Source organism: Kaistia geumhonensis (genome assembly GCF_030815145.1).
Lineage (GTDB): Bacteria > Pseudomonadota > Alphaproteobacteria > Rhizobiales > Kaistiaceae > Kaistia > Kaistia geumhonensis.
The window spans coordinates 350,100-364,112 of sequence record NZ_JAUSWJ010000001.1; the positions used below are offsets into that span (position 1 = coordinate 350,100).

Annotated in this window: 11 protein-coding genes; all 11 read left to right on the forward strand. The window is 66.8% G+C overall.

The window, feature by feature from the left end; translation table 11 throughout:
• The first annotated feature begins 5 nt into the window (after positions 1–5).
• The 11 genes from xdhA to QO015_RS01720 all read left to right on the forward strand — a co-directional run bounded on the left by xdhA (position 6) and on the right by QO015_RS01720 (position 13,911).
• Positions 6–1,487, forward strand: coding sequence for a xanthine dehydrogenase small subunit (gene xdhA / locus QO015_RS01670; RefSeq protein ID WP_266281894.1), 1,482 nt, complete (start codon positions 6–8; stop codon positions 1,485–1,487).
• A complete protein-coding gene (gene xdhB / locus QO015_RS01675; RefSeq protein ID WP_266281893.1) occupies positions 1,477–3,795 on the forward strand; it encodes a xanthine dehydrogenase molybdopterin binding subunit in 2,319 nt (772 codons plus the stop codon). Before xdhA ends, xdhB begins: the two co-directional genes overlap by 11 nt.
• Positions 3,795–4,805 (forward strand): xanthine dehydrogenase accessory protein XdhC, encoded by a 1,011-nt coding sequence (gene xdhC / locus QO015_RS01680; protein ID WP_266281892.1) that lies wholly within the window; start codon positions 3,795–3,797, stop codon positions 4,803–4,805. Before xdhB ends, xdhC begins: the two co-directional genes overlap by 1 nt.
• Positions 4,762–6,414 carry an ABC transporter ATP-binding protein gene (locus tag QO015_RS01685; protein WP_370877381.1) on the forward strand — a complete coding sequence of 551 codons (1,653 nt, stop codon included), beginning with the start codon at positions 4,762–4,764 and terminating at the stop codon, positions 6,412–6,414. The genes xdhC and QO015_RS01685 overlap by 44 nt, the downstream gene beginning before the upstream one ends.
• Complete coding sequence (locus tag QO015_RS01690; RefSeq protein WP_266281891.1) at positions 6,398–7,483, forward strand: ABC transporter permease; 1,086 nt, start codon at positions 6,398–6,400, stop codon at positions 7,481–7,483. Before QO015_RS01685 ends, QO015_RS01690 begins: the two co-directional genes overlap by 17 nt.
• Positions 7,484–7,487: 4 nt before the next feature.
• A complete protein-coding gene (locus QO015_RS01695) occupies positions 7,488–8,408 on the forward strand; it encodes an ABC transporter permease (RefSeq protein WP_266281890.1) in 921 nt (306 codons plus the stop codon).
• A gap of 86 nt (positions 8,409–8,494) precedes the next feature.
• The gene (locus tag QO015_RS01700; RefSeq protein WP_266281888.1) at positions 8,495–9,565 is read left to right on the forward strand and encodes a BMP family ABC transporter substrate-binding protein; all 1,071 of its coding nucleotides are present in this window, start codon (positions 8,495–8,497) and stop codon (positions 9,563–9,565) included.
• 106 nt (positions 9,566–9,671) lie between these two features.
• Positions 9,672–10,853 carry a urate hydroxylase PuuD gene (locus QO015_RS01705; protein ID WP_266281887.1) on the forward strand — a complete coding sequence of 394 codons (1,182 nt, stop codon included), beginning with the start codon at positions 9,672–9,674 and terminating at the stop codon, positions 10,851–10,853.
• Positions 10,854–10,889: 36 nt separating this feature from the next.
• Positions 10,890–11,408: a 2-oxo-4-hydroxy-4-carboxy-5-ureidoimidazoline decarboxylase gene (gene uraD, locus QO015_RS01710; protein WP_266281886.1), complete on the forward strand. Its 519-nt coding sequence runs from the start codon at positions 10,890–10,892 to the stop codon at positions 11,406–11,408.
• Positions 11,405–12,697, forward strand: a complete 1,293-nt coding sequence (locus QO015_RS01715; protein WP_266281885.1) for an allantoate amidohydrolase — start codon at positions 11,405–11,407, stop codon at positions 12,695–12,697. The genes uraD and QO015_RS01715 overlap by 4 nt, the downstream gene beginning before the upstream one ends.
• Positions 12,694–13,911 carry a M20/M25/M40 family metallo-hydrolase gene (locus QO015_RS01720; RefSeq protein WP_266281882.1) on the forward strand — a complete coding sequence of 406 codons (1,218 nt, stop codon included), beginning with the start codon at positions 12,694–12,696 and terminating at the stop codon, positions 13,909–13,911. The genes QO015_RS01715 and QO015_RS01720 overlap by 4 nt, the downstream gene beginning before the upstream one ends.
• Positions 13,912–14,013: the final 102 nt, after the last annotated feature.

The following is a 14,013-nucleotide window of genomic DNA, read 5'->3' on the forward strand; positions in this document are numbered from 1 at the left end:
TTCCCATGCGCGACACCATTCGTTTCGTCCGCCGCGGCCGCATCGTCGAGATCGGCAAGTTCGATCCGATGGCGCTGCTGATCGACCATCTGCGGCTTACCGAGGGCGCCAAGGGCACCAAAGAAGGCTGCGGCGAGGGCGACTGCGGCGCCTGCACGGTCGCACTCGGCCGCCGCCGCGGCGACGAGATCGTCTATGAGCCGGTGAATTCCTGCATCCAGCTGCTCGGCATGGTCGACGGCACCGAGATCGTGACGGTCGAGGATCTCGCCGCCGACGGCCGGCTGCACCCGATCCAGCAGGCGATGGTCGATCGGCACGGCTCGCAATGCGGCTTCTGCACGCCTGGCTTCGTCATGAGCCTCTTCGCCATGTTCCACAACACGGACGGGCCGACGACGCGCGGCGAGGTCAATGACTGGATCGCCGGCAATCTCTGCCGATGCACCGGGTATCGCCCCATCGTCGACGCGGCGATCGAGGCCTCGGCCGCGCCGCGCGACGACGCCTTCCACCGCGGCGCCGCGGATACGGCCGGCGTGCTGCAGTTCCTCGCCGACGACCGCGACCTCTTCATCGGCGACGACGAGCGCTTCTTCGCGGCCCCCGCCAGCATCGAGGCGCTGGCCGCGCTCTACCAGCAGCACCCGACCGCGGTGATCGTTGCCGGCGCCACGGATGTCGGCCTCTGGATCACAAAGCAACTGCGCGACATTCCGAAGATCATCCATATCGGCCGCGTCGCCGGCATGAACCGGATCGAGGATACCGGCCGCGAGATCCTGATCGGCGCCACGGCCAGCTTCGCCGCCGCCGAGCCTTACATGCGCTCGATCGACGCCGATCTCGGCGAACTCTTCCGCCGCATCGGCTCCAAGCAGGTGCGCGCGTCCGGCACGGTCGGTGGCAATGTCGCGAACGGCTCGCCGATTGGCGATTCGCCGCCGGCGCTCATCGCACTCGGCGCGACGATGGAGCTTCGGCGCGGCGACCGCTCGCGGGTCATTCCGCTCGAGGACTTCTTCATCGATTATGGCAAGCAGAACCGGGCGACCGGCGAGTTCGTGACCGGCCTGCTGGTGCCCCGGCTGCGCGAGGATCAGGTCTTCCGCTGCCACAAGGTCACGAAGCGTTTCGACCAGGACATCTCCGCCGTCATGGGCGCCTTCCGCTTTACGATCGATACGGACGGGGTGATCCGGGAGGCGCGCATCGCCTATGGCGGCATGGCGGGAACGCCGAAACGCGCCAAAGGTGCCGAAACAGCACTCGTCGGCACCGCGATCGCCGAATCGGCGGCTTGGTCGCGAGCCTTCGCAGCGCTGCGCACCGATTTCAGCCCGCTGGACGATCACCGCGCCAGCGCCGCCTATCGCGCCGATACGGCGCAGGCGTTGCTCGGCAAGGCGCTGCTCGAGGCGGCCGGAACGCCGACGCAGCGGACCCGTCTCGTCGGCCAACGCGAGGAGGCCGTCCATGCCGGCTGAGACCATGCGCCCCGAGGCCGAGCTGCAGATCGTCCGTAAGCCGCTGCCGCATGACAGCGCGCCCCGCCACGTCACCGGAACGGCCGCCTATATCGACGACATCCGTGAGCCCTCGGGGACGCTGCATCTCGCTCCCGGCTATGCGCCGATCGCGAGCGGTCGCATCGTCTCGGTCGATCTTTCGGCAGTGCGCGCCGCTCCCGATGTTGTCACGGTGCTGACGGCCGAGGATATTCCAGGCGCGAATGATATCTCGCCGAAGCAGATCGGCGACGATCCGGCGCTCGCCACCGATACGGTGCGCTTCCACGGCCAGGTCGTGTTCGCCGTCGTGGCGAAGACTCGCGATGCGGCGCGCCGCGCGGCGAAGAAGGCCCGTTTCGTGACGGAGGCCGCGCCGCCGGTGATCGACGTCGCCGAGGCGACGGAGAAGGTCCTCGCCGACTATGCCTTCGTGCAGGGCGATCCGGACGCTGCGCTCGCGACGGCTCCGGTTTCCTTCGAGGACGAGTTCCGCATCGGGGGGCAGGAGCATTTCTACCTCGAAGGCCAGATCTCGCTCGCCATTCCCGGCGAAGCGGGCGAGATTCTCGTGCATGCCTCGACGCAGCACCCGAGCGAGGTGCAGCATGTGGTGGCGCATGCGCTGCATGTTCCCTCGAGCGCCGTGACGGTCGAGATTCGCCGCATGGGTGGCGGCTTCGGCGGCAAGGAGAGCCAGGCGACGCAATGGGCGGTGCTCGCCGCGCTGGCGGCGGTGAAGACCGGGCAGCCCTGCAAGTTCCGGCTCGATCGCGACGACGACATGATCATGACCGGCAAGCGGCACGATTTCCGCGTGCGCTACCGAGTCGGCCATGACGAGAACGGGTTGCTGCAGGGCGTCGATGTCGCGCTCGACGCGCGATGTGGGCATTCGGAAGATCTGAGCATGGGCGTCGTCGACCGGACGATGTTCCATTCCGACAACTCCTATTTCTATCCTAACTGCCGCGTACTGACCCGCCGGTTCCGCACCAACACCTGTTCCAACACCGCCTATCGTGGCTTCGGCGGGCCGCAGGGCATGGTGTTCGCCGAGCGGATGATGGACCAGGTCGCCTATCGGCTCGGTAAGGACCCGCTCGAGATCCGCAAGGCGAATTTCTATGGCGGCCGCGGTCGCGACCGCACGCCCTATGGCCAGCAGGTCACCGACAACCTGCTGCACGAACTCGTTGCTGAGCTTGAGGCGGATTGCAGCTATTGGGAGCGCCGCGCCGAGATCGCGGCCTGGAACGCGTCGAGCCGCATCCTGAAGCGCGGGCTCGCGTTGACGCCGATCAAGTTCGGCATCTCCTTCACGCTGATGCCGCTCAACCAGGCCGGCGCGCTGGTTCATCTCTATCGTGACGGTTCGGTTCACCTGAACCATGGCGGCACCGAGATGGGGCAGGGCCTGTTCCTCAAGGTGGCGCAGGTCGTCGCCGAGGAATTCGGTGTCGATATGGGAAAGGTGGCGATCACCGCGACCCGCACCGACAAGGTGCCGAACACCTCGCCGACCGCGGCCTCGTCCGGCACCGATCTCAACGCCATGGCGGCGCTCGCCGCCTGCAACGAGATCAAGGATCGCCTCTACGCCTTCATCGAGCAGAAGTGGCGCGTGCGCCGCGACAAGGTGAATTTCCGCGACAACCGGGTGTTTTTCGATAATCAGTCGATCAGCCTCGCCGAACTCGCCAACGCCGCATATGTCGAGCGCATCTCGCTTTCGTCCGCCGCGCATTACCGGACGCCGGTGATCTCGTGGAACCGCGACAAGGCCGAAGGCCGTCCGTTCTACTATTTCGCCTATGGCGCCTCCTGCTCGGAGGTGACGATCGACACGATGACGGGAGAGATGCGGGTCGACCGCGTCGACGTGCTGCACGATGTCGGCAAATCGCTGAATCCGGCCATCGATATCGGCCAGATCGAAGGCGGCTTCGTGCAGGGGATGGGCTGGCTCACGACGGAAGAACTCGTCTGGGACAAACAGGGTCGCCTCAGGACCCATGCGCCCTCGACATACAAGATCCCGACCGCCTCCGACGTGCCAGAGCATTTCATCGTCAAGCTGTTCCAGTCGGACGGCGCGCGCGAAAAGACGATCTACCGCTCCAAGGCCGTCGGCGAGCCTCCCTTGATGTTGCCGATTTCGGTCTGGTGTGCGATCGCCAACGCCGTCGCCAGCGTCCGGCCCGGCGTCGTGCCGCAGCTTGACGCACCGGCGACTCCCGAGGCGATCCTCAAGGCCGTGCGGAGAGCTCTGTCCGGGGACGCCTGATGCAGGTCTGGCAACGCCTCCTCGACGCGATCGACCAGCACAGCAAGGCCGCGATGGCGACGCTCGTGGCGATCCGCGGCTCGGCGCCGCGGGAGGCGGGCGCCAGGATCATCGTCATGCCGGACGGCAGCTTTACGGGCACGATCGGCGGCGGAACGCTGGAATGGCGCGCCATCGCGGAGGCGCAGCGGGCCATGGCGCAGGCAGCGGCCCCCGGACTCGCGCTGTCCAGCATCGCGCTCGGTCCCGAACTCGGCCAGTGCTGCGGCGGCCGCGTCGAGCTGGCGCTGGAAGTCTTCGGCATGGAGCGCCGACAGGAAGTGAAGGCGCTCGCGGAGGCTGAAGCGCGCGGGCCGTTCCGCACACGGGCGCAGATCTTCGAAGGAAAACCGCTGGTCCGTGCCATCGCGCCCGGGTCGTCTGTGCCGATCGGCTCGGCCACGCTTCATGGCGGAGCGATCGAGGAAGGGTTCGGAGAGGATCCCCGCGCGCTTTTCCTGTTCGGGGCCGGTCATGTCGGGCGGGCGCTGGTCCTTGCTTTGGCGCCGCTTCCTTTCGCCGTTACTTGGATCGACCCGCGTCCGGACGCCTTTCCGGCTCTCGTTCCCGCCAATTGCCGCTGCGTCCGGCAGGAGGACGCGCCGGAAGCGCTCGGCGCGGCGCCCGACGGCGCTTTCGTGCTCGTGATGACACACAGCCACGCACTCGACCTCGCCATCGTGCACAAAGCGCTGGCAGCGTGTAGGTTCGGCTATGTCGGACTCATCGGCAGCGCGTCGAAGCGGGCACGCTTCCTGCGCCTGCTCGGCGAGGCCGGCGTCGAGGGGGACGTTTCCGCCGCGCTGCATTCGCCGATCGGCCTTCCGGGCATCCGCTCGAAGCTGCCGGCAGTGATCGCCGCGTCGGTGGCATCGGACTTGCTGATCCGCGACGAGGCCGTGCGCCGGGCTGCCTTGGTCGAGGCCGATGCGCATCCCAAGCTGTCGTTGCGTTCGCCGAGGGGGAGCTGAATTGGAACCTGCCATCGCCGCGCGACGGACGCGGCCGCAATCCGGCGCCCTCGTTGAGGCCATCGGAATCACCAAGCTGTTCGGCAGTTTCAAGGCGAACGACGCCATCGACCTGACCATCCGGCCGGGCGAGATCCACGCGCTGCTCGGCGAGAATGGCGCCGGCAAGTCGACGCTGGTGAAGATTCTCTACGGCTCGCTGCAGCCGACCGAGGGCGAGATCCGCTGGAAGGGACAGCCGGTCCGGATCCCGAGCCCCTCCGCCGCGCGCAAGCTCGGCATAGGCATGGTTTTTCAACATTTCTCGCTGTTCGATGCGCTGACGGTCACCGAGAACATCGCCCTTGCGCTGGCCGACCGCACCAATCTCGCGGCGCTGTCGCGCGAGATCGAGCAGGTGTCGCGCGAGTTCGGCCTGCCCCTGAACCCGGCCTCGCGCGTCGTCGATCTGTCGGTCGGCGAGCGACAGCGGGTCGAGATCGTGCGCTGCCTGCTGCAGGATCCCGAACTGCTCATCATGGACGAGCCGACCTCGGTGCTGACGCCCCAAGAGGCCGACGATCTCTTCGAGACGCTCGACCGACTGACGGCGCGTGGTTGCGCCGTTCTCTATATCAGCCACCGCCTCGAGGAGGTGAAGCAGATCTGCCATCACGCGACCATCCTTCGCCTGGGCAAGGTGGTCGCTGAATGCGATCCGCAGCAGGAGACCGCGGCCCAGCTCGCGAGTCTCATGGTCGGCGCCGACGTGCATGTCCTCTCCGCCGACACGCCGCCGCCGAGCACGATGCGCACGCGCCTCAAGGTTCAGGGCCTGTCGATGCCGGAGCCGCATCCCTTCGCGGTCGCGCTCAAGGACATCTCGCTCGACGTGCGGGCCGGGGAGATCGTCGGCATCGCGGGCATCGCCGGAAACGGACAGGGTGAGCTCTTCGATGCGCTGTCCGGCGAGCGGCTCGCGGCGCAGGAGGACGTGATCATCATCGACGGCAAGCCGGCTGGCCGCCTCGGCGTCACGCGCCGCCGCCGCATGGGCGCGGCGTTCGTTCCAGAGGAGCGCAACGGCCACGGCGCCGTGCCGCGGCTGCGTCTTTCGGACAATGTGCTCCTAACCCGCCATTCGACCGGCGACCAGTTGATCCGCATCGGCGTGATCGACTTCGCGAGCATGCGGACGCTCGCCGAGCGGATCGGCCGCTCCTTCGATGTCCGCAAGTCGGCGGTCGATCCGGAAGCGGGCTCGCTCTCGGGCGGCAACCTGCAAAAATTCATCGTCGGCCGCGAGATCGACCGCCAGCCCTCGGTGCTTGTCGTCAGCCAGCCGACCTGGGGCGTCGATGCCGGCGCAGCGGCCGTCATCCGCCAGTCGTTGATCGATCTCGCGCGGTCGGGGTCCGCGGTGCTGGTCATCAGCCAGGACCTCGACGAGATCTTCGAGATCGCCGACCGGGTCGCGGTCATATCGCGCGGCCATCTGACGGAGCCGGTGCCGACGCGCTCGCTGACGCGCGAGGAGATCGGCCTCATGATGGCGGGGCTCGGCGAGGGCAAGAAGAAGGGACGCGCCGCTATGGGGCAGGGGGAGGCGGCGCATGCGCATCGTCCTTGAGAAACGGCTGACGCCGAGCCGCAGCATGCAGTATCTCTCGCCGGTCGTGGCGATCCTGCTGTCGCTGGCCACCTTCTTCGTGATCTTCCTCCTCGCCGGCATCGATCCGATGCGGGCGCTCTACATCTATTTTGTCGAGCCGCTGACCGCGCTCTGGTCGATCGAGGACCTGCTCGTGAAGGCGGTGCCGATCATCCTGATCGCGATCGGGCTCTCCTTCTGCTACCAGTCGGCGGTGTGGAATATCGGCGCCGAGGGCCAGCTCGCGGCAGGTGCGCTGGCGGGTGCCGCCATCCCGATCCTCTTCCCGACATTGCAGGGGCCTGCGGTGATTACCGCGATGATCCTGATGGGCATCGCCGGCGGCATGGCCTATGCGGCGATCCCGGCCATCCTGAAGATCCGCTTCAACGCCAACGAGACGCTGACGACGCTGATGCTCGTCTATGTCGCCAATCTCTTCCTCGACTATATGGCGCGCGGTCCCTGGCGTGATCCGGCCGGTTTCAACTTCCCGAACAGCCGGCCCTTCGACGAAGGACAGATGTTGCCCGTCATCGCAGGCGAATCCATCCGCCTCTCGATCATCTTCATGCTGGTGGCGGTCGTCGTCGCCTGGTTCATGACGACGAAGACGATGACCGGCTTCAAGATCCGCGTGCTCGGCCAGTCACCCCGCGCCGGCTCGTTCGGCGGCTTCTCGCGCAACAAGATGGTGATGCTGACCTTCCTGATCTCCGGCGGCCTCGCAGGCCTCGCCGGCATCTGCGAGGTCATGGGACCGATCGGGCTGCTGCGCACCAGCGTATCCCCCGGTTACGGCTTCACGGCGATCATCGTCGCTTTCCTGGGCCGCCTGCACCCGTTCGGCATCCTGATCGCCGGCTTGCTGCTGGCGCTTTCCTACATGGGCGGCGAGGGCGCGCAGGTCGCGATCGGCCTCTCGGACCAGACGACACAGGTGTTCCAGGGAATGCTGCTCTTCTACGTGCTCGCCTGCGACAGCTTCATCTATTACCGCCTCCGCATTGTGCGCCAGCCGGCGCTCGACGCCGCAACAGTCCGGTGATGCCATGACGATGATGGAAGGAATCCTGCTCACCATCGTCACCGCCGCGACGCCGCTTCTGTTCGCGGCGATCGGCGAGCTGGTGGCCGAGCGCGCGGGCGTGCTCAATCTCGGCGTCGAGGGGATGATGGCGATCGGCGCCGTCTGCGGCTTCGCGGCGACGGCGGTCACCGGAATGCCGATCGTCGGGGTTCTCGTGGCCATGATCGGCGGCATGCTGGCGGCTGGACTGTTCGGCATCGTGGCGCTGTTCTTCGTCGCCAACCAGAATGCTACGGGCGTCGCGTTGACGTTGTTCGGGCTCGGACTTTCGGGCCTGATCGGCGATCGCTTCGTCGGCATGCCCGGCATTCCCGTGCCGCGCGTCGACATTCCTGGCCTGTCCGACCTCCCCATCGTCGGGCGGCTCGTGTTCGGGCAGGACCCGCTCGTCTATCTCGCCGTCGTGCTTGCGATCGGCACATGGTGGTTCCTGTTCAGGACGCGTGGCGGCCTCGTGCTCCGCGCCGTCGGCGACAATCACGGATCGGCGCATGCGCTCGGCTTCTCCGTCATCCGCACGCGCTTCCTCGCCGTGCTCTTCGGCGGCCTCTGCGCGGGACTCGGCGGCGCCTATCTCTCGCTGGTCTACACGCCGCAATGGACGCCTATGATGACGGGCGGACGCGGCTGGATCGCGCTCGCGCTCGTCGTGTTCGCGAGTTGGCTGCCGGGTCGCCTCGTCATTGGCGCGCTGCTGTTCGGCGGCGTCAGCATCCTGCAACTTCACGCCCAGGCAATCGGCATCGGCATCCCGTCGCAGTTCCTGTCGATGCTCCCCTACATCGTGACGGTGATTGCTCTGGTGATCATCTCCCGCAATCGCACGCTGCTCAGCGTGAACACACCGGCCTGCCTCGGCCGCGCCTTCGTGCCCGACAGCTGAGCCGCCGACGATAGGCAATGCCGGCCATCCTTCCGGCCGGAGACGACCAAGAGCCCGTACGGGCGAAGAAGAGGGACCAGATACATATGCGCAGATATCTCGCAATCCTCGCTGCCGCCGCGGTCGCCGCAGGCGTCGCGACCGGCGCCGAGGCGGCCGACAAGCTCAAGGCCTGCTGGGTCTATGTCGGCCCGCACAATGACGGTGGCTACAGCGAAGGCCATGATCGCGGCCGCCTGATGGTCGAGAAGGAGCTCGGCGACAAGGTCGAGACGTCCTTCGTCGAGAACGTGCCGGAAGGCCCGGACGCGGAACGCGCGATCGAGCGCCTCGCGCGCTCGGGTTGCGGCATCATCTTCTCGACCTCGTTCGGCTTCATGGATCCGACCGTCAAGGTCGCGGCGAAGTTCCCGGACGTGAAGTTCGAGCATGCGACCGGCTACAAGACGGCGCCCAATCTCGCGACCTACAATTCGCGCTTCTACGAGGGTCGCTACATTCTCGGCCAGATCGCGGCGAAGATGTCGAAATCGGGCACGGCTGGCTACATCGTCTCCTTCCCGATCCCTGAGGTCGTGATGGGCATCGACGCCTTCATGCTCGGCGCGCAGTCGATCAATCCCGACTTCAAGATCAAGATCGTGTGGGTCAATTCGTGGTTCGACCCTGCCAAGGAGGCCGATGCCGCCAAGGCGCTGTTCGACCAGGGCGCCGACATCATCACGCAGCACACCGACTCGCCGGCGCCGCTCCAGGTCGCGCAGGAGCGCGGCCTGCACGGCTTTGGCCAGGCGCATGACATGATCTCCTTCGCGCCCAAGGCGCAGTACACGGCGATCGTCGACACCTGGGGCCCCTACTATGTGAAGCGGGTCAATGCGGTGCTCGATGGCACATGGAAGTCAGAGCAGACCTGGGACGGCCTCAAGGACGGCATCCTCGAGATGGCGCCCTACACGAACCTGCCGGACGATGTCGTCGCCATGGCGAAGAAGACGCAGGCCGACATCGAGTCCGGCGCGCTGCATCCCTTCAAGGGCCCGGTCATCAAGCAGGACGGCACCGAGGTCGTGCCGGCCGGTGGCGTCGTCGATGACAAGACCCTGCTCGGTCTCAACTGGTACGTGAAGGGCATCGACGACAAGCTGCCGCAGTAACAGGCAGCCGCGCCGCAGGCGCGATCCGAACGACGCTTCGAACGAAGCTTGGCCGGCGCCTTGCATGGTGCCGGCCAACACCACAACGGGGCCGCCTTCTCCCAACATGTCCGCATTCGTCGTCGATTGGCTCAACCTCCTCTTCCGCTGGTTCCATCTTGTCGTGGGAATCGGATGGATCGGGACCTCCTTCTATTTTATCGCGCTCGACCTATCGCTCAGGAAGCGCGAGCAGATGAAACCCGGCGTCTACGGCACGGCCTGGGAGGTTCACGGCGGCGGCTTCTATCACGTCGAGAAGTATCTGGTGGCGCCGCCGGCTCTGCCGTCCGATCTCATCTGGTACCGCTGGGAGGCCTATCTCACCTGGGTCTCGGGCTTCCTGCTCCTCATCGTTCAGTACTACTGGAACGCGAACTCCTTCCTGATCGACCGCTCGGTGCTGCCGCTGCTACCCTCGCAAGCGGTGGTCATTTCGGTCGCTTCGCTCTTCGCCGGCTGGTTCATCTATGACCGGCTGTGCAAGTCGGCGCTCGGCCGTTCGACGCCAGTGCTCGCGGTCTGCCTGTTCATTCTGATCGTCGGCGCCGCCTATCTCTTCACGCATGTCTTTTCGGGCCGGGGCGCGTTCATCCATGTCGGCGCCTTCATCGGCACGATCATGGCCTTCAACGTCTTCCGCGTGATCATCCCGAACCAGCGCAAGATCGTCGCCTCGCTGCTGGCGCACGAGAAGCCGGACCCCCGTCTCGGCGCGATCGGCAAGCAGCGCTCGGTTCACAACAATTATCTGACGCTGCCGGTGCTGCTGATGATGGTGTCCAACCATTATCCGCTCCTGACCGGACATCCCGAGGGCTGGCTGATCGTCGCCTTCGTGCTGCTGCTCGGCGGTTCGGTGCGCCATTTCCTCAACCGTCACGAGGCGCACGATCCGCTGCTGAAATATGTCTGGACGCTGCCCCTCGCGCTCGTCGTGCTTGGCTTCCTGATCGTACAGACGGCGCCGCGGCCAATCGAAGTCGCCGAAGGGACGGCGATTTCCGACGCCGACGTGCTGACGATCACCTCGAAACACTGTGCCATGTGCCACGCCGCCAGGCCGACGCATGACGGGTTCGACCAGCCGCCGAAGGGCGTGATGCTCCAGACCACGGCGGAGCTTATCCAGCATAAGGACCAGATCATCGCGCAGGCGGTGCAGGGCCGTGCGATGCCGCTCGGCAACGAGACGAAGATGACCGACGCCGATCGGCAGGCGCTTGGCGCATGGCTCCAAAGCCACTAGACCAGTCGGCAGTCGCGATCCGCGCCGGAGACATCGATGCCGAATGAGGCGCTGCCGCTCGCCGCGGTGAATGCCATGGACGAAGCCGCCTTCGTGGCTTCGTTCGGAGATATCGCGGAGCATTCGCCCTGGGTGGCGACGGCAGCTTTCGCGCAGCATCCCTTCGCGGATCACGAAGCGATGGTGGCGGCGTTTCATGCCGCCATCGAGCGGGCCCCGCATGAGGCGCAGCTCGCACTCCTGTGCGAGCATCCCGATCTCGCCGGGCGGGCGAAGATCGCCGAGCTCGCGCCCGAATCGCAGAACGAGCAGACCGGCGCGGGGCTCGACCGCCTGACGGCGGAAGAGTTCGCGGTCTTCACCGAACTCAACACGGCCTATCGCGCCAGGCACGGCATTCCCTTCATTCGCGCCGTCAAGGGATCGACCAAGGACCAGATTATCGCCGCCTTCCGCGAACGCCTGCCCAACGCGCCGGAGACGGAGTTCGCGACAGCCCTGGGACAGGTGAAGCGCATCATTCGCTTCCGCCTCGAAGACCGGGTCGCGCCGTGAGTTCCGCTCCCTTCCCGAAGCCATCCTCGCGCCGGGGGCTCGGCGAGCGGGCGCTGGCGATGATCGACGCGCTCGCAGCGATCTCAGCGGACGACGGCGCGCTGACCCGTCTCTACCTGACGCCCGAACATGCGAAGGCCGCGGCCCTTGTCGGCGACTGGATGCGCTCCGCCGGGCTTTCCGTGCGAATGGATGCTGCCGGCACGATGCGCGGCGCCCTCCCGCCCGGAAGGTCCGGCCGCAGCGCCAACAAAAGCCTCCTGATCGGCTCGCATATCGATACCGTCATCGACGCCGGCCGCTTCGACGGCAATCTCGGCGTCGTCGCCGGAATTCTGGCCGTGGAAGAACTGACGGCGCGGGGCGTCGCGCTCCCCTTCGGCCTCGAAATCCTTGCCTTCGGCGACGAGGAGGGCGTGCGCTTTCCGGTGACGCTGACATCCTCGTCGGTGGCGGCGGGCATCTTCGACCCGAAGGCGCTGGAGGCGACCGACGAGAAGGGTGTGAGCCTTCGTGAGGCGCTCATTGCCTTCGGCGGCGACCCGTCGCGGCTTTCGAACGAGGCCTATGCCCGCCCCGCGGTGCTCGGCTATCTCGAAGTGCATATCGAGCAGGGCCCGGTGCTGGAGCGCAGCAACGAGCCGCTCGGCGTCGTCACCGCCATCGCAAGCCAGAGCCGCCACCGGATCCGCATCCGCGGCGAGGCTGGCCATGCCGGAACGGTGCCGATGGACATGCGCCATGACGCGGTGACGGCCGCCGCCGAGATCATCCTGGCGGCGGAGGAGGTCGCCCGGAAGGGCAAGAAGCACAGCCTCGTTGCGACAGTCGGCCATGTCGAGGTGATGCCCGGCGCCTCGAACGTCATCCCGGCCGATGTGCGCTTCTCGCTCGATGTCCGCGCCGCGACCGACGATGCACGGAAGGCGGCGGTCGAGGAAATCACGTTGTTCGCTCGCCGGATCGACAAGCGGCGTCAGGTCGTGGTCGGCGTCGAAACGGTGCTGGAGAAAGCCGTCGCCACCTGCGCGCCGCGCATGACGAAGGCGATCGCCGCCGGAATCGCCCGCGTCCAGCAGGCGCCGCCCCGCAGCCTCATGTCGGGCGCCGGTCATGACGGGCAGGCCATGGCGCAGCTCTGCGATTTCGGCATGATCTTCGTGCGCTGCCGGGCCGGTATCAGCCACAATCCCAACGAATGGGTTTCGGTCGACGATCTCGGAGCGGCCGTAGAAGGGCTCGTCGCGACCATCGAGGAACTGGCGCGTCAGGAAGGCGAAGCCAAATGATCGGAGCCGCCGTCGACGCCCTGTTTGAACGCGAGGTCGCCTTTCTCAAGGCGATGATCCGCATGCCGAGCAACAATCCGCCCGGCGATTGCGCGCCGCATGCCGAGATGACCAAGGCGGCGCTGGAAGAGCTCGGCTTCACTGTCGAACAGCATCCGGTGCCCGAGCCCTTCTCGCGGCAGCACGGGCTGAAGAGCATCGTCAATCTCATCGTGCGCCGGCGCTTTGGCAGCGGGGAGGGGCCGGTGGTCGCGCTCGTCGCGCATGGCGACGTGGTGCCGCCCGGCGAAGGCTGGACAAGCGACCCCTACGGCGCCGAAGAGCGGCGCGGCGCCATCTATGGTCGTGGCGCGGCTGTCTCGAAGGGCGATTTCGCGGCCTATGCCTTCGCGCTCAAGGCACTTGAGGACAGCGGGCTCCCGCTCGACGGCGCCGTCGAGCTGCATTTCACCTATGACGAGGAAACCGGCGGCTTCGTCGGCCCGAAATGGCTCATCGAGCATGGGCTCACCGATGCCGATTTTGCGATCACCTCCGGCTTCTCGCACGCCATCGCCACAGCCCATACCGGCGTGCTCCATCTCGAAGTGGTGGTGCGCGGCAGGCAGGCTCATGCCGCGGTGGCGGCGACCGGCGCCGACGCTCTGGAGGCGGCGACACCGATCCTCTCGGCCATCTATGCCGAGCGGCGGCGGCTCGCCGCCATCGCTTCGGATGAGCCCGGCATCGGCGGACCGCAGATCACCGTCGGCCTCATTTCGGGCGGCATCAGCACCAATGTCGTGCCCGACCGGATCGTGCTGCGGATCGACCGCCGGCTGATCCTCGAGGAGGATGGCGAGACCGTCGAGGCCGAGCTCGTGCGGCTGATCGAAGGCGCCTTTCCGCCGACGCCGGGGATCGAAGTCGAGTGCCGGCGCATCCTGCTGGCGGAGCCGCTGCGCCCGTTGCCCGGCGTCGAGCGGCTGGTCGAGGCCTTGCGCGTCCCCGCCGAGGCTCTATCGGGCCAGCCGATCGATGTTACAGGCGTACCGCTCTACACCGACGCCCGGCACTACGCCGCGGCGGGCATCCCCACTGTTCTCTACGGCGCCGGCCCGCGCTCGATCGTCGATGCCAATGCCCACTCCGCCGACGAGCATCTGCGCCTCGCCGATCTGCGCATGGCGACCGAAGTCGTGGCGGAGGCACTGGCAACGCTGCTGGCGCGGTAGGCGGGGGCAGGGGGCAAACGGCGAGAATTCCCGGCGAAGGTCCGCACCCCATTCCTCGCCCCTTTTGAAGCGGGCCCCGGCGAGCGCCTTTCACCCCAACGG